This is a genomic window from Bradyrhizobium sp. LB13.1 (genome assembly GCF_054056815.1).
This window is the reverse complement of record NZ_JBSRYQ010000001.1, coordinates 6,611,053-6,629,904: the sequence shown is the minus strand read 5'-3', so window position 1 is coordinate 6,629,904 and position 18,852 is coordinate 6,611,053. Positions and strand designations below refer to the sequence as shown.

Below are 18,852 nucleotides of genomic sequence, written 5' to 3'. Positions count from 1 at the left end.
CACGTGCGGCGCTTCACGAATTGACGTGCACGAAATCCCGCAGCAGCGGATAGATCTCGTTGTTCCAGCGCTTGCCCGAGAACACTCCGTAATGTCCGACACCGGCCTGCATGTGGTGGACGCGGCGGTAGGCGCGCACGCCGGTGCAAAGGTCTTGTGCCGCGAGCGTCTGGCCGCCGGTTCGGCAATATCGCGAAGTGTCGCCGGGTCACGTCGTCCAGGTCTGGGGCGAGGAGTGGTCCGCCTGAGGCGGCGCAGGCGCGCTGCGAATGCTTTCGAGAACGCACGACGAAATCGTGCGGTGAGTCGCAGAACAGATTAGCTGTGTTGTCCTTCGCGATGCCGGGCCTATGACATCACGCTGAAATCACAATGAAATCATCGCGGCGCGATCCGGCGCGACAGCCTGCGGCAAAAGCTTCGTGTTATGCGCTGCGGCTGGACCGTTGGCCGGCGATCTCCGATAATGCGCAAATATCGGGAAGGCCGACGAAGAAGTGCCTTTACGGATAGGTTTATTGAAATGACACAAGCGGGCGTCTACGGACGGAGGCTCGGACAGGGCCTTCACTCGAAGCAAGCACCAGTGCTGATCACGCGTTCGCTGCATAGCGCCGCGCTCGCGGTCACTGAAGTCCGCAACGACGATCCGACACCGGGTATTTCCGGCTCCCTGGCGGCGGAAGATGCCTATCTTGTCAGCCTGAAATTCCGCGACTATCCGGGTTGCGAATGCTGGGAGCAGGGCCGCTGTGTCACCAAGGCGGATGTTCGCGCAGGCGCGACCTATCTGTACGACCTCAAGCGCGACCCGCGCTATGTGATCGACAAGCCGTTTCACTCGCTCTTCTTCTATTTGCCGCGCTCGGCGCTCAACGGCGTTGCCAGGCAGTCGGGCGGGCCGCGCGTTGGCGAGCTCAGCTACGAGCCAGGTGTCGGTCATGACGACGAGGTCATTCGACATGTCGGCGCCTCGTTGCAGCACGGACTGCGTCGACCCGACGAGACCAACCAGCTTTTCGTAGATCACATGATGCTCGCGCTCACCGCTCACGTCGCTCAGACCTATGGTGGGCTGAAGCCAGCCGCAGAACCGAGCCGCGGCGGTCTCGCGCCATGGCAGATGAAGCGTGCGTGTGACCGGCTCGACTCCGATCTCTCAGGCAAGATCGCGCTGCAGCAGATCGCGACCGATCTCGGCCTTTCAGTCAGCCACTTCTCACGCGCATTCCGGATCTCCACCGGCCTGCCGCCGCATCAATGGCTGCTCCAGCAGCGCGTGAAGGCGGCCAAGCAACTGATGACGGTCCGCGACCTGCCGTTATCCGAGATTGCCATCTCGGCCGGATTTGCCAATCAGAGCCATTTCACGCGGGTGTTCTCGTCGATGGTCGGCGTCAGTCCGGGCGCGTGGCGTCGCGAAACGGATGGCGGACGAGAAAAGATCTAATCAGCGCCGCTTCGCCAGCGAATTGTTGTAGGCCGCGCGGCGCGCCGCGAAAATCTCGTCCGGCGGATGGCCGATGCCGTCGGCGAGATTGGCCGGATCGAAGATGGACCGGTCGCAGGCATCGTTGGCTTCCAGACCGGTGATGACGATCGTCCCCAGCCGCACCTCCTCCCGGTTGTCCTCGTCCGGCCATCGCAGGGTGACGTCCATGACGGGATCGCCGGGACGGTCCAGCAGAGCCATCACGTTGAGGCGGACATCGCCGGCTGCGATCCTCTGCGCGAGATCCTTGTGCAGGAAGTCGGCGGACTTCGCCCCGGCTTCGTCCTCACCCAGCGTGATATCGCCGCCGACAGGCGCGAGCTTGAACTTGATGAAGCGGGTCTCACCTTTCGCGCTGGTCGCGGGAAAGGCGTGCACGCCCCAATAGGTCGTGCCGGCAAAGCTGCCGGGCAGCCGGCGCGCGGCGATGTAACTGGCCTGATTCAGCGTCTCAGGATTGGCCGCGGAGTAGGCCTTGACCTTCGCCATGTCGGGCTTGCCGTCCGCGCCCGGAATGCGCGCCTTGAGGAAGGCGAGCATCTGGTCCAGCGTCCGTGCAAAATGCACAGGCGCGCTTTCCACCAAAATGTCCGAGCGATGGGCGTCGTCGCCAAGCCTGAAGCTGAAGCCGCGCAGCACGAAATTGCTGGTGTCGGCTACGTCAGGATTGCCGCCGCCGACGGAGAAGCGGGCCAACACGCGCGAAGGCTTTGTGAAGCTCAGCGATCGCGTGACCTCTGCCGCGCGGTCGGACGGGGTATAGGTGCCGCGCACGCATCGACCCTTGGCGAAGCTCGCGCGCACCTTCGGCGGATTGCCTGCGACCGTCTTCAGTGCGTCGACGATCGCGGCCGGCGTGGCGGCTGGGGTTGGCAATTCGGACATGGCAAGGCCTCCGGTTGAAGCGGCATGTCCGTGTTTTAGGGCTGGTGCATCGCCGGCGTCTTTCCCAAAGCGACGATGCTTTGTCTGATATTGCCGAAGAGATTCCCGCGATGCACGCCATGTGCACGGCCCACAGTTTGATTCGTTCTAAGAGAGATTCTATTGGAGCATCGCCGTCGCGTTCTTTCCATCGCGGAGACCGGGGGGTACGGCTGTCGTAAGTGGAATGGGGCGTGATGGTGGGAATTCTGGTGGGTGGAGCGAGAGCTCCGTTTGTTGCCTTGCTTGGGGTGGTGTTGATGGGTTCCGCGACGGTGAGCGTCGCGCAAACGGCGCAGACAGCACCGGGCGCGACGTTGCCTCCTGTGACTGTCGACGCGGCAAAACCGCGCGCGACAACGCGCCATCAACCAACGCGAACTTCGCGCAGCACACGCTCCAATCAGCCGAGGGCGGCGACGGGACAGGGTGCCGAGGCCGCCCGCGTCGAGACGGCGGCAAGTCGAGGCACATTCCGCCAGGGCAATGGCCCGATCGAGGGATATGTCGCGCATCGAACATTGGCCGGAACCAAGACCAACACGCCGATCCTGGAAGTGCCGCAGTCGATCTCCGTGGTCGGCAGCGATCAAATCCGCGACCAGGGTGCGCGGTCGGTGGTGCAGGCCCTGGGCTACACGCCTGGCGTTGTCACCAACAGCCCGAACGACACGCGATTTGAATCGCTGCGGATCCGCGGCTTTCAGCCCGTCCTCTATCTCGACGGCATGCAGCTTCCATATGGTGCCAGTCAATTCGGCCAGCCGAAGCTCGATCTCGCTTTGCTCGAACGGATCGAGGTGCTGCGAGGACCTTCATCGCCGCTTTACGGACAGGTCGCGCCGGGCGGCATGATCAATCTCGTCAGCCGATTGCCGACGGCGACGCCGGTCAACTCGGTCGAAGTTCTCGGCGATAGCTGGGGCAAGGCGCAAACCAATTTCGACATCGGCGGCATCAATCAGAAGGGTGATTTGTACTGGCGCATCGCCGGCACACTGCATGACGGCGGGACGCAGGTCGATTTCGTCAACGATTTTCGCGGCGCGATCGCGCCGTCCTTCACCTGGAGGCCCGATCTCGACACCACCTTCACATTCCTGAGCGGTTATCAGCGCGACATCACCGGTCTCACTCTGCAATTCTTTCCGGCCGTGGGCACGCTGCTGCCCAGTCCGAACGGACGCATTCCGCTCACGAAATTCCTCGGCGAGCCCGGCTTCGATCATTTCGATCGTCAGCAGGCATGGGTCGGCTACCAGTTCGAGCACTCGTTCAACGAGATCTGGACGGTGCGGCAGAACATCCGTTACTTCAACCTCCAGACCAACACCTATGCAGTCGCCGGTGGCGGTGCGGCGGGTGTGAACCCCTATCCCAATTCCGGCGCAGGTGATTTCGCCACGCTCGCTCGCGCTTCCTTCAAGTTTCCGGAAAACGCCGACGCGTTCACCATAGACAATCAGGTCGAGGCCCGCTTTTCGACCGGCGCGTTCGCCCATACGGTGCTGATGGGGGTCGACTATCGTCACATCACCAGCGAACTGAATATGGGCATCGGCTCGGCACCATCGATCAATCTCAATAATACGGTCTATGGTGCGTCAATTGCGATGCCGACGACCGGCACCAACACCGGGCAGCGCCAGGATCAGACCGGCCTCTACGCACAGGACCAGATCGCGCTTGGCGGATGGAGGCTGACGCTCAGCGGTCGCAACGACCGGGTCGGCATTGACACGCGGGACTTCATCAAGAACACGACCCAAAGCCAGAACGACCACGCATTCACAGGGCGAGCCGGACTGAATTATGTGTTCGACTCCGGTGTGGCGCCGTACATCGCCTATGCCACCTCGTTCCAGCCGACTCTCGGGACAACTGCCAGCGGTTCGGCATTGGTCCCGACCACGGCCAAGCAGGCCGAGATCGGAGTGAAGTATCAGCCGATCGGCACCAACCTGCTCTTGACGGCGGCGCTGTTCGACCTGACGCAGGAGAACGTCGTCACTCCGGATCTGAACGTCACGGGCAAGAGCGTGCAGACCGGCGAGGCCAGGTCCCGGGGCGCTGAATTCGAGGCAACGGCAAGCCTGACCGAAGGGTTGAAGCTGAAGGCCTCCTATGCTTACAGCGACACCCTGACGACCAAGACCAATACGCCAAGCCAGCTTAACAAACACCTCACCATCCAGCCGATGAACCAGGCGGCGCTGTGGGCGGATTACACGTTCCAGCAGGGCCAGCTCACCGGCTTCGGCTTCGGCGGCGGCGTGCGCTACATCGGCGATTCCTATGGCGATCTCGCCAATACGATCTCGATCCCGAGCTACACGCTGTTCGACGCCGCGATCCACTACGACCTGTCGAATCTCGATCGCAGGCTCCGCGGTGTGCAGATTGCGGTGAATGCCACCAATCTGTTCAACAAGTACTACGTTGCGTCATGTACGACCCTGAGTTCCTGCTTCCTCGGCTCGGGGCGTACGGTGATCGGCAGCGTGCGCTATACCTGGTGACGAGAGAGAGCCCCCCGCATGACGCCCCGTTCAATTCGGATCTGGAAGGAAGCGCACAAGTGGACGAGCCTCGTCTGCACGCTGTTCCTGTTCATGCTGTGCCTGACGGGACTGCCGCTGATCTTCCACGACGAAATTGACGCGGCGTTGGGTGCCACCGTTGAGCCCGATGCCGTGGCCGCGGGTACGCCGCTGCTGAGTTTCGACCGCGTCCTCGACATCGCCCGAGCGGCACGACCAAATGAGGTGATCACGATCGTCGGCGCGGATGATGAAAATCCCATCTGGAACGTTTTCATGGCATCGACCGTCACGACGCCGAAGGCCGATGCCATCGTCAGCGTCGACGGTCACACGGGACGGGTCCTCCATGTCGGCGCCGCCGTGCGCGGAGCTGTCACCAAGTTTCTTCTCGATCTCCATACGGACCTGTTCCTGGATCAGGCCGGTATGCTGTTCCTGGGAGCGATTGGACTGCTTTTTTTGGTCGCGGTGGTTTCCGGCGTGGTCGTCTACGGTCCGTTCATGCGTCGGCTGGATTTCGGCACCATGAGGTCGCGCCGCCGGTTGTACTGGCTCGATGTGCACAATCTGTTCGGCATCGTCATTCTGGCGTGGACGCTCGTCGTCGGAATCACCGGTGTCATCAACACGCTGTCCCAGCAGATCGCAATGCACTGGCAGCGAACCGAACTCGTCGCGATGCTCGGTCCCTGGCGAAACGCGCCGGTGCCGCCGAAGCTCGCATCTGCACAATTGGCGATCGATACCGCACTCGCACACGCTCCAGGCATGAAGGTGCAGTCGGTCGCCATGCCGGGATCGCCGTTTGCCGGGGGGCACCATTACGGCGTCTATTTGCGCGGTAACGAGCCGCTGACCTCGCGGCTGCTCAAGCCGGTGCTGATCAATGCCGATGACGGGTCGTTTGGCGAAACGAGGGACATGCCGCTTTATGTCAAGGCGTTGTTCGTCTCCAAACCTCTGCATTTCGGTGACTATGGTGGCATGCCGCTGAAAATCATCTGGGCGCTGCTCGATCTCGTGACCCTCATCGTGCTCGGCAGTGGCCTCTATCTCTGGGCGGCGCGCCTGCGCAAGGCGCCGGCGCGATCGACCGCGGCGGCCGCGTCGCAATTGGCCGGCGCGGGGGCATCCCGATGATCGGCGCAAGGCGTTCCCTTGCCAGGATATTTCGGGCTCCGGTCGTGATCGCCTGCGTCATTGCTTTCGGGTTGGTCTCGGCGCTGCTCGGAGATGGGATCTGGGATCAGGCCTCCTGGATCGCACTTGCGGTTCCGCTCGCGATCATCCTCTTCTATGTCAGCAAGCGCGCCGCGAGTCGCCAGGCGTGACAGGGGCGCAGGCGCTCGCGCCGCGCCTTCAGGAATTCACGTGCACGAAATCCCGCAGCAGCGGATAGATCTCGTTGTTCCAGCGCTTGCCCGAGAACACGCCGTAATGGCCGACGCCGGCCTGCATGTGGTGAACGCGGCGATAGGCGCGCACGCCGGTGCAGAGGTCTTGCGCCGCGAGTGTCTGGCCGATCGAGCAGATATCGTCCTTCTCGCCCTCGATCGTCATCAGCCCCATCCGGCTGACGGCCTTGGTGTTCACCGGACGTCCCCGATGCATCAGCTTGCCCTGTGGCAGCAGATGTTCCTGGAATACGTCGCGCACGGTCTCAATGTAGAACTCGGCGGGCAGGTCCATCACGGCGAAATATTCGTCGTAGAAGCTCTTGATGCTGGCCGCCTTGTCCTTCTCGCCCTTGGCGATGTGGTTGGCCAGGTCCATGTGCTGCTTGATGTGGCGCTCGAGATTCATCGAGACGAAGGCGGTGAGCTGCACGAAGCCGGGATAGACTTTCCGAAGCGCGCCGCGGCACTGCATCGGCACGTAGTTGATCAGGTTCTGCTCGAACCAGTCGATCGGCTTGCTCTTGGCGAATTCGTTGACCCTGGTCGGCTGGATGCGTGTGTCGATCGGCCCCGCCATCAGTGTCAGCGTCGCCGGCCGCGAGGGATGGTTGCCCTCGCACATGATCGCGGCGGCCGCGAGCGCCGGGACCGAGGGCTGGCAGATCGCCACCATATGCGGGCGCGGGCCGAGCTGGCCGAGGAAATCGATGAGGTGATCGGTGTAGTCGTCGAGCCCGAAGCGACCCTCGCTGCGAGAAATGTCGCGTGGATTGTGCCAGTCGGTGATGTAGACGTCGTGGTCCTGAAGCAGCGTCTTCACGGTACCGCGCAGCAGCGTCGCGAAATGGCCGGACATCGGCGCCACCAGCAGCATGCGCGGCTGCTCGGGCGCGCCATCCTTCTTGAAGTGGAGCAGCGAGCCGAACGGCGTCGCGTAGGCGACCTCCTCGGTGATGCCGACCTCGCGGTTGCCCACCATGACGCTGTCGATGCCGTAAGCGGGGCGGTGATAGGTGAGAGTGGAGCGCGAGATCAGCTCCAGCGCGGCCGACAGTCGGCCGACGACCTGATCCGACAAGCCCTGCGGCACCAGATTGAGGAATTGGAGTGCGGAGGAAGCGCCCGACCGCCACGGCGCCGTCAGGTCCATATGGTTCTGAAAGGCCTGATAATACATCGACATCATACTGAAACGCCCACTTGTCCCGTGCTGCTATGCAATATCGAAGCCAAACCGGAGATGGGCCGACCTCCAGATTGGCACGTCGCTTGCTGCTTTATTCGCGGGAAGCGAGCATTCCCCGCAGGCCGGGCGGGTGCAGGTCAAAGGCGTGAGGGAAGGCCATATGGCGAAGGCGAAACTGACCATCAGCAGCAAGAACTACTCGTCCTGGTCGCTGCGTGGCTGGCTGCTGACGAAATTTTCCGGGCTCGATTTCGAGGAGATCGCCACCGCGCCCGACGACGCGTCGGCACGCGCGGAGATCCTGCTGCTGTCGTCATCGATCCTGGTGCCGTGCCTGCGGCACGACGGCGCAGTGGTCTGGGACACCCTGGCGATCGCCGAATATCTCAACGAGGCGATGCCGGATGCCGGCCTGCTGCCGGCTGATAGCGTCCAGCGCGCACATTGCCGCTCGATCTGCGGCGAAATCCACTCCGGCTTCACCACGCTGCGCGCCTCGCTGCCGGTGAATCTGAAGGGACATTTCCCCGGCTTCAAGGTCTGGTCGCGCGCGCAGGCCGACATCGATCGCGTCTGGGCGATCTGGCGCGACTGCCTGGAGAAATCGGGCGGCCCCTTCCTGTTCGGCGAGAAGCGCACCATGGCGGATGCGATGTACGCCCCGGTGGTGACGCGCTTCGTCACCTATGACGTCAAGCTCGAACCGCTTCTGAAGGCCTATGCCGATACCATCATGGCCATACCCGAGATGAGGGAATGGATGGTAGCGGCAAGGGACGAGCCGGCCGAGATCGAGGAGCTCGAGGTCGAATATTAGCCAGGCCTGGTGCCGCCCTGCCTGTTTTGGGGGCGCGGCCTGAACCGCCGCACCCGGCAGTCATGGCATTGAAGTCATTGAAGCCGTTAACTTTTGGCGTCCGTGGCCGGCTCGGGCCTGCTCACGCGCTGCACAGATATTGTATACGCGTGCGAACTGGTTGCGACATCTAGCCGTGAACAGGCGCGTACAGCGCCCCACGGCTGATTCGGACGTGATTCGTTCGGGCCGCGTTCCGAAGGTTAAGCCGGGACGCGGCCCCGTTGCATTTTGAGACAGAATTCGATGCTCAGGCCACGCCCGAGTGCTTCAAGCGCGGCACGCGCCAGCCGATGACGGTTGCTTCGACCGCGACGCCGGCCGTGTGGTTCTGCCAGCGTCCCTCCACATAGCGGCAAGCGAACGGCAGTTGATACGTCCCGCTATGGTCCTCGCACAGCACTTCGACTGCAAGGCCAGGCGGCGGTTCTCCGGAGCCGTCGAATTCTGCAAGTCGTCTGTCGCGCGTTGCCATTCCAAAAATCTCCCCTAAACAAAGCCGCGGAAGAAGTGCCCATTTCCCTCCGCGTGCAGATCATCGCTCCCCGTCCGAGGGAACAGCTACAAGCTCAACGCGAGAATGCGGTGCGAGTGTGGTAGCCTTATGCGGCGGCGCGCAAAAAGCGCACATTGCCGTGATTGATTTGACGAGGAACCAGCATGCATCTTCGAAGTGCCGGCGTCTGTTTCGCGATGTTACTGCTCGCCGCGCTGGCGAATGCGTCGGTTCGCGCGCAGGACGTGCCCGGCATCGAGATTTGCACCGTCGAGAAGACCATGGAGCGCCGCACCAGCTGCCTCCAGAGCAACGTCGACTTTCTCCAGAAGACGATCACCAGGCTAAACCTCGATCACCAGCAGAAGCTGGACGCCGCCGCTCGCCAGATCGATGCGTTGAAGACGACGGTTGCCGGCTTGCAGAAGACGTTCGGCGATCTCCAGGCCGCGCAGGCGAAGATCGCGGAGGATGTGAAGAAGAAGCAGGACGCGCCGTCGCCGAAGGATGCGAAGTGAATGCCGTGTCCCGGACGCGGCGCAGCGTGTAACGCTGCTCCGCCGAGCCGGGGCAATGAAGCAGTAGCGCGCAACGCTGGCATACCATCCGGCTTGCTTGGCAAGCCGCGGTGACTTTGTCATAACCGCAGGCAAATCTTGCGTGTGGGGCCCGTGCCGGACATCCCGTGCAAGTCATAACAAGCAATCGGGAGGGTCCCCACATGTCCAACGTCCGCGTTCTCGCCACCGACCTCGAATTTCCCGAAGGGCCGGTCGTGATGCCGGACGGCTCGGTGGTGCTGGTGGAGATCCGCGGTCAGCGCCTGACCCGCGTTTATCCCGACGGCCGCAAGGAGATCGTCGCGAAGATTCCGGGCGGCCCGAACGGCGCGGCGCTCGGCCCCGACGGCAAGGTCTACATCTGCAACAATGGCGGCTTCTCCTGGATCCCGACCCGCAACATGATCATGCCCGGCCCGCAGCCGGACGATTATCTCGGCGGCTCGATCCAGCGCGTCGATCTCCAATCGGGCAAGATCGAAACCGTCGTCACCAAGTGCGGCGAGCACGATCTGCGCGGTCCGAACGATCTGGTGTTCGACAAGCACGGCGGCCTCTGGTTCTCCGATCTCGGCAAGCGCCGCGCGCGTGAGATGGACGTCGGCGGCATGTATTATCTCAAGCCCGGCATGAAGGAGATCGTCGAAATCGTTCATGGCGTATTGCCGGCCAACGGCATCGGCCTGTCGCCGGACGAGAACACCGTCTACATCGCGGAGACGCCGACGGGCCGGCTCTGGGCCTACGAGCTCTCCGCGCCCGGCACGCTGAAGCCGCGCGACGTGATCTATCGCGGCGAGCGCGGAAAACCGATCTGCGGCCTCGGCGGCTACCAGATGTTCGACTCGCTGGCGGTCGAAGCGAACGGCAATGTCTGCGTCGCCACCCTCGTCTCCGGCTGCATCTCGGTGATCGCGCCCGATGGCACCCTGGTCGAGCAGGTGCCGACCGGCGACCGCGTCACCACCAACATCGCCTTCGGCGGCCCCGAGCTGAAGACCGCGTACATCACACTCTCGGGCAAGGGCGAGCTGATCGCCATGGACTGGCCGCGCGGCGGTTTGCCGTTGAATTTCTTGAACAAGTGAGCCAAGCCGTTATTGCGAGCGAAGCGAAGCAATCAAGTAGACCCTCACCCTGAGGAGCGCGCCCTTAGCGCGCGTCTCGAAGGGCGAGGTCACCAGCGGGGCCTTCATCCTTCGAGACGCGCGAAGACGCGCTCCTCAGGACGAGGAGCAGGCACTCTGGATTGCTTCGCTTCGCTCGCAACGACAACAGAGAGAGACCTGCAATGCCCTGGCCTGATCCCATCACCCTGCGCGGACAGCATGCCCGACTCGAGCCGCTGTCGCATCAGCACCGCGAGGGGCTGATCGAGGCCGTGAAGGATGGCGAGCTCTCCACCATCTGGTACACCGCGATCCCGACGCCGGACAACGTGACCAAGGAAATCGACCGCCGGCTCGGTCTTCAGGCCGCGGGCTCGATGCTCCCCTTCACCGTGTTCGATGGCAGCGGCAAGATCGTGGGCATGACGACCTACATGAACATCGATGCCGCCAACCGCCGCGTCGAGATCGGCTCGACCTGGTATGGCAAGAGCGCGCAGCGCGGCCCGCTCAACACGCAGTGCAAGCTGCTGCTGCTCACCCACGCCTTCGAAACCCTGGACTGCATCGCGGTGGAATTCCGCACGCATTTCTTCAATCACCAGAGCCGCGGCGCCATCGAACGTCTGGGCGCCAAGCAGGACGGCATCCTGCGCAGCCACCAGGTCGCGGCCAACGGCACGCTGCGCGACACCGTCGTCTACAGCATCACCGCGGCCGAATGGCCGACGGTGCGGACGCATTTGAATTATCAACTCAACGACAAGCCGCGCTGAGCGGCGGCCGAGGCACCATGGATAGATTTGACTACGTGATCATCGGCGCGGGCTCGGCGGGTTGCGTGCTCACCAGCCGGCTGAGCGAAGATCCGAACGTGAGCGTCTGCGTGCTCGAGGCCGGACCCAGCGACTGGCATCCCTACATCCATCTGCCGGCCGGCTTCATCAAGACCTTCCACATGAAGAGCATCAACTGGGCCTACCAGCAGGAGGTCGGGCCCTGGACCGCCGGGCGCAGCATCTATGCGCCGCGCGGCAAGACGCTCGGCGGTTCGTCCTCGATCAACGGCCACATCTACAACCGCGGCCAGCGCATGGATTTCGACACCTGGGCGCAGATGGGCAATCGCGGCTGGGGCTATGCCGATGTGCTGCCTTACTTTCGACGGCTGGAGAAGCGGGTCGGCGAGGGCGAGGACATTTACCGCGGCCGCGACGGCAATCTCACCGTCACCACGATGAACTGGCGCGATCCGCTCTGCGAAGCCTTCATGGAAGGCGCGGTCTCGCTCGGCATCCCCCGCAACCCCGATTACAACGGCAAGACCCAGGAAGGCGTCTCCTATTGTCAGCGCACCATCGACAAGGGCTTGCGCGTCTCCGGCTCGACCGCGTTTCTCAAGCCCGCGATGAAGCGGCCGAACGTGCATGTCCACACCCACGCGCACGCGACCGAGATCATCTTCGAGGGCAAGCGCGCCGTCGGCGTGCGCTACATGAAGGGCGGCTCAGGCGGCACGCCGGTGGAGGTGCGCGCCAACAAGGAAGTGATCCTCTCCGGCGGCACCTATAATTCGCCGCAGCTCTTGCAGCTCTCCGGCATCGGCTCGCCCGACCTGTTGCAGACCCACGGCATCCAGGTGCGTCACGCGCTGCCGGTCGGCGAGGGCCTGCAGGATCATTATGCGCCGCGCACTGTGGCGCGTGTCAAAGACATCAGGACCATCAACGAGCTTCGCCGCGGCTTCTCGCTGTGGATCGAGGCGCTGAAATGGGCGACCGCGCGCAAAGGCCTGCTCTCGCTGTCGCCGACCATGGTCTATTGCTTCTGGCATTCCGGCGAGAGCGCCGACTCGTCCGACCTTCAGCTCACCTTCACGCCGGCGAGCTACAAGGAAGGCGTGCAGGGCCAGCTCGAGGACGAGCCCGGCATGACGGTGGCCTCCTGGCAGCAGCGCCCCGAGAGCCGCGGCTATGTCCGCATCCGCTCCAGCGATCCCTTTGCGCCGCCGATCATCCAGACCAATTATCTCGACGCCGAGCTCGACCGCCGCGTGATCGTCGGCGGCATGAAGCTCGCGCGCAGGCTTTTGAAGTCCGCGCCGCTGTCGCCCTATTACGCCTACGAGGATTTCCCCGGCCCTGACATCAACACCGACGACGAGTTCCTGGCCGCCGCCACCGAACGCGGCACTACCACCTTCCATCCCGGCTGCACCTGCCGCATGGGCCCGGCCGATTCGACCTGGGCCGTGGTCGACGACCAGCTCCGCGTCCACGGGCTGGAGGGCCTGCGCGTGATCGACGCCTCCGTCATGCCGCGCATGATCTCGGCAAACCTCAACGCCTCCACGATGATGATCGCCGATCGCGCCTCGGACCTGATCCGCGGCAAGCAGCCGATGGAAGCCGCGCGCGTGCCGGATGCGGCGGTGGCGTGAGGGCATCTTCGTAGGATGGGTAGAGCGCAGCGAAACCCATCGCCTCCATCACCGCGGGAAAAGTTTGATGGGTTTCGCTGCGCTCTACCCATCCTACGCGTGCCCGACGGGCAAAACACCATGCACTACGTCAATCCCTCTGCGCGAAAACATTCCACTTTACCGAAATTCGGAATTGCGGCATAAATCGAAACAGCCCGGCCCGACGAAGAGGGGCGGTTCGCGAGTCGTTCGAAACGCGGGCCGGGTTGCGGTGGACGCGGCAGCGTCGTGTACGAGAGGTCAAGGGCAGGGCGGATTGCTCTCCGTGAGCCCGAGGCTTCGTGTGGACGAGCGACGCTGTGTGCGTACGGCAAAACCGTGTGGTCCTGGCCGTCGTTGCTACGGTCAAGCCTTTGCGGATGCGGCATTCGCGTCAACCGGCGCGGTGTCCGCGACTTTCGTGAAGACGAGGGAGGCCAACAGGAACTCGGCTCCCGGGAGAGCACGGCATAAGCCGTAAAGCCACTGCGCAGGGAAGGCCGTGTGTTGGGCTTCACCTGTATGCCGCTGTGCAATTCCTTTTGCGCTACCCGCGCACAGCGGACCGTGGGTGCCAGCCGGCACCCGGTCTTCCCTGCGCCCTTTTTGATGAGGGCGATGGAGAGAGCATAGCTCGGGCGAACTGCGCCGCGAGGATGCGGGCGTGTGTCTGCGCGCGTGAGACGAGGTGCGGAGAGCGTAGGATGGGTAGAGCGCAGCGAAACCCATCGCCTCCGTCACTACGGGAAAAGCTTGATGGGTTTCGCTGCTCTACCCACCCTACAGTTTGTCTTTGTTCTACACTTCCCGTCGGCTTAGGAACGCCAGCCGCTCGAACAGATGCACGTCCTGCTCGTTCTTGAGCAGCGCGCCGTGCAGCGGTGGGATCAGCTTGCGCGGGTCGCGCTCGCGTAACTGCTCGACGCTCATGTCTTCGTTCAGCAGCAGCTTGAGCCAGTCGAGCAGCTCCGAGGTCGACGGCTTCTTCTTCAGGCCGGGCACTTCGCGGACCTCGAAGAAGATGCGCAGGGCTTCCTCGACCAGGCGCTTCTTGATGCCGGGGAAGTGGACGTCGACGATCCGGGTCATGGTGTCGGCGTCGGGGAACTTGATGTAGTGGAAGAAGCAGCGGCGCAGGAAGGCGTCCGGCAGCTCCTTCTCGTTGTTGGAGGTGATCATCATGATCGGGCGCTGCTTGGCCTTGATCGTCTCGCCGGTCTCGTAGACATGGAATTCCATGCGGTCGAGCTCGAGCAGGAGGTCGTTCGGGAATTCGATGTCGGCCTTGTCGATCTCGTCGATCAGGAGCACGGGGCGCTGCTCGGCGGTGAAGGCGTCCCACAGCTTGCCACGCTTAATGTAGTTCTTGATGTCGGACACCTTGCTATCACCGAGCTGGCTGTCGCGCAGGCGCGACACCGCGTCGTACTCGTAGAGGCCCTGCTGCGCCTTGGTGGTGGACTTGATGTGCCAGGTCAGAAGCGGGGCGTTCAGCGCCTTCGCCACTTCCTCGGCCAAAACGGTTTTCCCGGTGCCGGGCTCGCCCTTGATGAGCAGCGGGCGCTCCAGCACGATCGAGGCATTGACCGCGACCTTGAGATCGTCGGTCGCAACATAGTCCTTGGTGCCGGTAAATTTCATCGCGCGTCCTTGTTGGTCGTCGTCCCAGGCGTTGCCCTGGTCGCGACATGGGAACGGCCGCGCGTGGCGGCCGTTCCTGGTTCGGTCAGGCTTTCAGACCCGTTTTATCAGCGAAAGGATGACGAGCACAATCACCGCGCCGATCGTGGCATCGACGATGGCGCCGACCGTGCCCGTTGCGAGCTGGATGTGCAGCTGAGGCAGAATCCAGCTGGCCACGAGCGCGCCGATGATGCCGACGACGATGTTGCCGATCAGCCCAAATCCCGCCCCATGGACAATCTTGCCGGCAAGCCAGCCGGCGATCGCGCCAATGATGAGCGCTGCGAGAATTCCCATTGCAAACGTCCCCAAGACAACCCCGTGAGACCGCCAATTCTAGAGCAAAAAGCCTCCCGGTCCAGCGCAGAGCAGTGGCCTCCGCCCCTTGACGTTCGCCCCCCGACGGGCAATCTGTCACCCATGTTCCTGCAATTCTTCACTTCTCTGCGCGATGCGCAGGTCCCCGTAACGCTGCGCGAATACCTCACGCTGGTGGAGGCGCTCGACGCTGACCTCGCGGATTACTCGGTCGAGAATTTCTACTATCTGTCGCGCACCTCGCTGGTGAAGGACGAGCGCAATCTCGACAAGTTCGACCGCGTCTTCGGCACGGTGTTCAAGGGGCTGGAAAGCCTGCTCGATGCCATGGAAGGCGCCGAGATCCCCGAGGAGTGGCTGAAGAAGCTCGCCGAGAAATACCTGACGGACGAAGAGAAGAAGCAGATCGAGGCCATGGGCTGGGACAAGCTCATGGAGACCCTGAAGAAGCGCCTCGAGGAGCAGAAGGGCCGTCATCAGGGCGGCTCGAAGTGGATCGGCACCGCCGGCACCTCGCCGTTCGGCGCCCATGGTTACAATCCCGAAGGCGTCCGCATCGGCCAGGAGAAGAACCGCAACAACCGCGCCGTGAAGGTGTGGGACAAACGCGAGTTCAGGGATCTCGATGGCAACGTCGAGCTCGGCATCCGCAACATCAAGGTGGCGCTGCGCCGTCTGCGCAAGTTCGCGCGCACCGGCGCGCCCGACGAGCTCGATCTCGACACCACCATCCGCGAGACCGCCAATCACGGCTATCTCGACGTCCACATGCGGCCCGAGCGGCGCAACGCGGTGAAGCTGCTGGTGTTCTTCGACATCGGCGGCTCGATGGACGCGCATATCGAGCAGGTCGAGGAGCTGTTCTCGGCGGCGAAGAGCGAGTTCAAGCACATGGAGTATTTCTACTTCCACAACTGCCTCTATGAAGGCGTGTGGAAGCAGAACAAGCGCCGCTTCACCGACCGCACGCCGACCTGGGACGTGCTGCACAAATATCCGCACGACTACAAGATCGTGTTCGTCGGCGACGCCTCGATGTCGCCTTACGAGATCATGGTGCCCGGGGGCTCGGTCGAGCATGTCAACGAGGAGCCCGGCTCGGTCTGGCTCGACCGCATCATCCGCACCTATCCGCATTCGGTGTGGCTGAATCCTGTGCAGCAGAAGCATTGGGACTATTCGGAATCCACCACCATCATCAAACGCATCTTCGCCAATCGCATGTACCCGATCACGATCGAGGGGCTCGAGGGTGCGATGAAGGAATTGACGCATTAGCTCGCGCTCCACGGAATGACAACAAGAGGGAGAACCACATGCCCCAGACCATCACCCGCGGCATCAAGGCGCTGATCGACGAGGCCAATGCGGAGATCGAGACGCTCAACGCCAAGGATGCCATCGAGATCTCCAAAAACGGCGACGTCGTCATCGTCGACATCCGCGATCCCCGCGAGATCGAGCGTGACGGCCGCATCCCCGGCGCGTTCGCCTGCACCCGCGGCATGCTCGAATTCTGGATCGATCCGCAGAGCCCGTACGCCAAGCCGGTGTTCCAGGAGGACAAGAAGTTCGTGTTCCACTGCGCCGGCGGCCTGCGCTCCGCGCTCGCCGCAAAGACCGCGCAGGACATGGGCCTGAAGCCCGTCGCCCACATCGCCGGCGGCTACGCCGCCTGGCGGGATGCCGGCGGGCCGGTGGAGCAGTGGGAGCCGAAGAAGAAGGGGGTGAGGAGTGAGGGGTGTTGCGCTGTTGCTCCAATCTCCGGCGTCATTCCCCGCGAAAGCGGGGAATCCAGTACGCCGCGGCCTCTCCGCTCAATCACAACCGCCTCTGGAATACTGGATCGCCCGGTCGAGCCGGGCGATGACAGTGGAGTTTGACGCGCACTGCTTCAACTTCGCCAGTGCTGCGCACGCTCCGGAATGACAAGGAAGAAATCGCATGACCACCCCCACCGATCCTCTCGTCTCCACCGAATGGCTCGCCACCCACATCAACGACGCCGGCGTCAAGGTGATCGACGCCAGCTTCAAGCTGCCGGGCGTGCTGCCATTGCCGAAGGACGATTATCTCGCAGCCCATCTGCCGGGCGCGGTGTTCTTCGACGTCGATGCGGTATCGGACCATTCCAACCCGCTGCCGCACATGTATCCGAGCGCCGAGCAGTTCGGCCGCGACGCCGGCAATCTCGGCATCTCCAATGCCGACACCATCGTGATCTACGATGCCGGCGGCTGGGTCGCCGCGCCGCGCGCGTGGTGGATGTTCCTGGCTTTCGGCCACAACGATGTGCGTATCCTCAATGGCGGCCTGAAGAAGTGGCGCGCCGAGGGACGTGCGACCGAGACCGGCGAAGTGAAGCCGAAGCCTGCGACGTTCAAGGCGAGCTATGATTCAAAACGCGTGCGCAGCATGCAGCAACTGGTCGCCAACGTCGAAAGCCGTGCCGAGCAGGTGATCGACGCGCGCGCCGCCGACCGTTTCGAGGGCCGGGCGCCCGAGCCGCGCGCGGGCATCCGCTCCGGTCACATCCCCGGCGCACGCAACGTGCCTTACAATCAGCTGTTCGATACCGCGACCGGCACGATGAAGCCGCTCGACGATCTCCTCGCCGCCTTCGCGAACGCCGGCGTCAAGCTCGATGCGCCGATCGTGACGAGCTGCGGCTCGGGCGTCTCTGCCGGCGTGCTGACGCTCGCGCTCTATCGCCTCGGCATCACCGACACCGCGCTCTACGACGGCTCATGGTCGGAATGGGGCCAGGAAAAAGGCCCGCCGATCGCGACCGGGCCGGCGTAACCTTACTGACGCGCGCGCGCGGTCGTCGCGGCGAAGGCCGGTTGCGGCTGCCCGAACGGATCGAGTTGCTGAACCGGCGGCGGCGGACGCCGGACAATGCGGCGGCGCTTCTTCACCCGATGCGCCCGCGGCTTGGTTGCCTTGCTCTCCGGCGAGCTGCTGTCGGCCTTAGCGTCGCCCTTGGCCTTCGCCGGCGGATCCTTCCAGGCCGTGGTCGCCGGGTCGTTCAACGCGGCGAACTTCGCGCTCGCCATGTCGAACGTGGACGAAGCCGAGGCTCCGCTGGCGGCAGGTGTTGGTTTGCTCGCGAGAGCAATCGGAACGGGCTTGGCCGCGGCAATGGATGCGGTGGCGTCGGCCGGAGTAAGCGTGTTGCTCGAGGCCGGCGCCGCGGCGTCCGCCGTCGTCTCGGCCTTGGTCTCGGCCATGGTCTCGGCATTGGCCGGTTCGGCGGGGACGTCAGCGGGAGGTGCAACGATCTGCGGCTGAAATTCGGTCTCGGTCGTCAGCGCGATCTGCTCGGGCTCGCTCGCCGGCAATCCGATCGTCGGCACCCGGTCGCGCAGCGACGGCGTGGGCTCGACCGCCTCCGGCTCGGCGCGCAGTACCGCGAGCACCGGCTGGGCCGGCTCGGGAGCTTGCGCAAACACCTTCTCCTGCGGGCCGTTCCGCCAGGAGGGGTTGCTGACATACTGCTCGTGGGTCGCCCGCAGCAGCGCGGCGGCGCCTAGGCCGAACACCAGGATGGAGGCTGACAGCAGGATCGCGGCAAACAGGAAGCGAAAGCCGGGAAGCATCGAGGGATTGCGAATTTCCGCCCCGGCGGCGAATTGGCCAGGGCCCATGAGCCATCTGAACGCGGTGACGGTACTGCTTGCCGCGTTCGCCACGCGGGGATCGAAGCTCAAAGCGGAGGCGAATCAGGCTGATTCGAACATACCGCAACGATTCCGGGTCGTTCCGTAAAAAACGGAGCCGGCGACTCCGGTGATCTCAAGCGTGCGTTGATTTTCATCCCATGATGC

At 63.5% G+C, this 18,852-nt stretch carries 17 protein-coding genes and 2 pseudogenes; 12 read left to right on the top strand and 7 right to left on the bottom strand.

From position 1 onward, the window contains the following. Positions 1-13: 13 nt before the first annotated feature. Positions 14-175 (bottom strand): annotated as a pseudogene (locus tag ACVWYI_RS32105) (polyhydroxyalkanoate depolymerase); the annotation flags it as partial. A gap of 348 nt (positions 176-523) precedes the next feature. On the opposite strand from ACVWYI_RS32105, the gene ACVWYI_RS32100 reads away from it, so the two are divergent. Continuing rightward, positions 524-1,450 (top strand): helix-turn-helix domain-containing protein, encoded by a 927-nt coding sequence (locus ACVWYI_RS32100; protein ID WP_247442717.1) that lies wholly within the window; start codon positions 524-526, stop codon positions 1,448-1,450. Here the strand turns inward: ACVWYI_RS32100 and ACVWYI_RS32095 are convergent, their stop codons facing one another. Beyond that, positions 1,451-2,377, bottom strand: coding sequence for a catalase family peroxidase (locus ACVWYI_RS32095; protein WP_456664166.1), 927 nt, complete (start codon positions 2,375-2,377; stop codon positions 1,451-1,453). Between the two features lie 299 nt (positions 2,378-2,676). Between ACVWYI_RS32095 and ACVWYI_RS32090 the strand changes: the two genes are divergently transcribed. Genes ACVWYI_RS32090 through ACVWYI_RS32080 form a run of 3 tightly spaced genes read left to right on the top strand, consistent with a single transcriptional unit; the run spans position 2,677 to position 6,290 of the window. After that, positions 2,677-4,935, top strand: coding sequence for a TonB-dependent siderophore receptor (locus tag ACVWYI_RS32090; protein ID WP_456664165.1), 2,259 nt, complete (start codon positions 2,677-2,679; stop codon positions 4,933-4,935). An 18-nt stretch (positions 4,936-4,953) separates the two neighbouring features. Then, positions 4,954-6,099, top strand: coding sequence for a PepSY-associated TM helix domain-containing protein (locus tag ACVWYI_RS32085; RefSeq protein ID WP_456664164.1), 1,146 nt, complete (start codon positions 4,954-4,956; stop codon positions 6,097-6,099). Further along, on the top strand, positions 6,096-6,290 hold the full coding sequence (locus tag ACVWYI_RS32080) for a hypothetical protein (protein ID WP_354107400.1): 195 nt from the start codon (positions 6,096-6,098) through the stop codon (positions 6,288-6,290). Before ACVWYI_RS32085 ends, ACVWYI_RS32080 begins: the two co-directional genes overlap by 4 nt. A 28-nt stretch (positions 6,291-6,318) precedes the next feature. Here the strand turns inward: ACVWYI_RS32080 and ACVWYI_RS32075 are convergent, their stop codons facing one another. After that, positions 6,319-7,542 (bottom strand): polyhydroxyalkanoate depolymerase, encoded by a 1,224-nt coding sequence (locus ACVWYI_RS32075; RefSeq protein ID WP_456664163.1) that lies wholly within the window; start codon positions 7,540-7,542, stop codon positions 6,319-6,321. 160 nt (positions 7,543-7,702) lie between these two features. On the opposite strand from ACVWYI_RS32075, the gene ACVWYI_RS32070 reads away from it, so the two are divergent. Next, on the top strand, positions 7,703-8,359 hold the full coding sequence (locus ACVWYI_RS32070; protein ID WP_456664162.1) for a glutathione S-transferase family protein: 657 nt from the start codon (positions 7,703-7,705) through the stop codon (positions 8,357-8,359). 289 nt (positions 8,360-8,648) lie between these two features. On the opposite strand, the gene ACVWYI_RS32065 is transcribed toward ACVWYI_RS32070, so the two are convergent. Next, positions 8,649-8,873 (bottom strand): hypothetical protein, encoded by a 225-nt coding sequence (locus ACVWYI_RS32065; RefSeq protein WP_247347841.1) that lies wholly within the window; start codon positions 8,871-8,873, stop codon positions 8,649-8,651. 185 nt (positions 8,874-9,058) lie between these two features. Here ACVWYI_RS32065 and ACVWYI_RS32060 point away from each other — a divergent pair, with 185 nt between their 5' ends. From ACVWYI_RS32060 to ACVWYI_RS32045, 4 genes are all read left to right on the top strand, one after another. Continuing rightward, complete coding sequence (locus ACVWYI_RS32060) at positions 9,059-9,412, top strand: hypothetical protein (RefSeq protein WP_456664161.1); 354 nt, start codon at positions 9,059-9,061, stop codon at positions 9,410-9,412. A gap of 203 nt (positions 9,413-9,615) precedes the next feature. After that, complete coding sequence (locus ACVWYI_RS32055) at positions 9,616-10,542, top strand: SMP-30/gluconolactonase/LRE family protein (RefSeq protein ID WP_247347839.1); 927 nt, start codon at positions 9,616-9,618, stop codon at positions 10,540-10,542. A gap of 203 nt (positions 10,543-10,745) precedes the next feature. Further along, on the top strand, positions 10,746-11,339 hold the full coding sequence (locus ACVWYI_RS32050) for a GNAT family N-acetyltransferase (protein ID WP_456664160.1): 594 nt from the start codon (positions 10,746-10,748) through the stop codon (positions 11,337-11,339). A 17-nt stretch (positions 11,340-11,356) separates the two neighbouring features. Further along, entirely contained in the window at positions 11,357-13,003 is a 1,647-nt protein-coding gene (locus tag ACVWYI_RS32045) for a GMC family oxidoreductase (protein ID WP_456664159.1), read from the top strand. Between the two features lie 819 nt (positions 13,004-13,822). On the opposite strand, the gene ACVWYI_RS32040 is transcribed toward ACVWYI_RS32045, so the two are convergent. Together ACVWYI_RS32040 and ACVWYI_RS32035 are read right to left on the bottom strand one after the other, a co-directional pair. Then, positions 13,823-14,665: an AAA family ATPase gene (locus ACVWYI_RS32040; protein WP_247442707.1), complete on the bottom strand. Its 843-nt coding sequence runs from the start codon at positions 14,663-14,665 to the stop codon at positions 13,823-13,825. 93 nt (positions 14,666-14,758) lie between these two features. Next, positions 14,759-15,004: a GlsB/YeaQ/YmgE family stress response membrane protein gene (locus ACVWYI_RS32035; RefSeq protein ID WP_007613712.1), complete on the bottom strand. Its 246-nt coding sequence runs from the start codon at positions 15,002-15,004 to the stop codon at positions 14,759-14,761. A 123-nt stretch (positions 15,005-15,127) separates the two neighbouring features. On the opposite strand from ACVWYI_RS32035, the gene ACVWYI_RS32030 reads away from it, so the two are divergent. The 3 genes and pseudogenes from ACVWYI_RS32030 (at position 15,128) to sseA (ending at position 17,827) form a co-directional block, all read left to right on the top strand. After that, a complete protein-coding gene (locus tag ACVWYI_RS32030; protein WP_456664158.1) occupies positions 15,128-16,303 on the top strand; it encodes a vWA domain-containing protein in 1,176 nt (391 codons plus the stop codon). A 38-nt stretch (positions 16,304-16,341) separates the two neighbouring features. Continuing rightward, positions 16,342-16,749 (top strand): annotated as a pseudogene (locus ACVWYI_RS32025) (rhodanese-like domain-containing protein); the annotation flags it as partial. Between the two features lie 220 nt (positions 16,750-16,969). After that, a complete protein-coding gene (gene sseA / locus ACVWYI_RS32020) occupies positions 16,970-17,827 on the top strand; it encodes a 3-mercaptopyruvate sulfurtransferase (RefSeq protein WP_456664157.1) in 858 nt (285 codons plus the stop codon). 2 nt (positions 17,828-17,829) lie between these two features. Here the strand turns inward: sseA and ACVWYI_RS32015 are convergent, their stop codons facing one another. Beyond that, a complete protein-coding gene (locus ACVWYI_RS32015; protein ID WP_456664156.1) occupies positions 17,830-18,672 on the bottom strand; it encodes a hypothetical protein in 843 nt (280 codons plus the stop codon). Between the last annotated feature and the right edge of the window lie 180 nt (positions 18,673-18,852).

Bases quoted from the DNA above. Each gene is read 5' to 3' on its own strand.
- ACVWYI_RS32100 (WP_247442717.1), top strand. From the start codon at position 524: ATGACACAAGCGGGCGTCTACGGACGGAGGCTCGGACAGGGCCTTCAC.
- ACVWYI_RS32095 (WP_456664166.1), bottom strand. From the start codon at position 2,377: ATGTCCGAATTGCCAACCCCAGCCGCCACGCCGGCCGCGATCGTCGAC.
- ACVWYI_RS32090 (WP_456664165.1), top strand. From the start codon at position 2,677: ATGGGTTCCGCGACGGTGAGCGTCGCGCAAACGGCGCAGACAGCACCG.
- ACVWYI_RS32085 (WP_456664164.1), top strand. From the start codon at position 4,954: ATGACGCCCCGTTCAATTCGGATCTGGAAGGAAGCGCACAAGTGGACG.
- ACVWYI_RS32080 (WP_354107400.1), top strand. From the start codon at position 6,096: ATGATCGGCGCAAGGCGTTCCCTTGCCAGGATATTTCGGGCTCCGGTC.
- ACVWYI_RS32075 (WP_456664163.1), bottom strand. From the start codon at position 7,542: ATGATGTCGATGTATTATCAGGCCTTTCAGAACCATATGGACCTGACG.
- ACVWYI_RS32070 (WP_456664162.1), top strand. From the start codon at position 7,703: ATGGCGAAGGCGAAACTGACCATCAGCAGCAAGAACTACTCGTCCTGG.
- ACVWYI_RS32065 (WP_247347841.1), bottom strand. From the start codon at position 8,873: ATGGCAACGCGCGACAGACGACTTGCAGAATTCGACGGCTCCGGAGAA.
- ACVWYI_RS32060 (WP_456664161.1), top strand. From the start codon at position 9,059: ATGCATCTTCGAAGTGCCGGCGTCTGTTTCGCGATGTTACTGCTCGCC.
- ACVWYI_RS32055 (WP_247347839.1), top strand. From the start codon at position 9,616: ATGTCCAACGTCCGCGTTCTCGCCACCGACCTCGAATTTCCCGAAGGG.
- ACVWYI_RS32050 (WP_456664160.1), top strand. From the start codon at position 10,746: ATGCCCTGGCCTGATCCCATCACCCTGCGCGGACAGCATGCCCGACTC.
- ACVWYI_RS32045 (WP_456664159.1), top strand. From the start codon at position 11,357: ATGGATAGATTTGACTACGTGATCATCGGCGCGGGCTCGGCGGGTTGC.
- ACVWYI_RS32040 (WP_247442707.1), bottom strand. From the start codon at position 14,665: ATGAAATTTACCGGCACCAAGGACTATGTTGCGACCGACGATCTCAAG.
- ACVWYI_RS32035 (WP_007613712.1), bottom strand. From the start codon at position 15,004: ATGGGAATTCTCGCAGCGCTCATCATTGGCGCGATCGCCGGCTGGCTT.
- ACVWYI_RS32030 (WP_456664158.1), top strand. From the start codon at position 15,128: ATGTTCCTGCAATTCTTCACTTCTCTGCGCGATGCGCAGGTCCCCGTA.
- sseA (WP_456664157.1), top strand. From the start codon at position 16,970: ATGACCACCCCCACCGATCCTCTCGTCTCCACCGAATGGCTCGCCACC.
- ACVWYI_RS32015 (WP_456664156.1), bottom strand. From the start codon at position 18,672: ATGGGCCCTGGCCAATTCGCCGCCGGGGCGGAAATTCGCAATCCCTCG.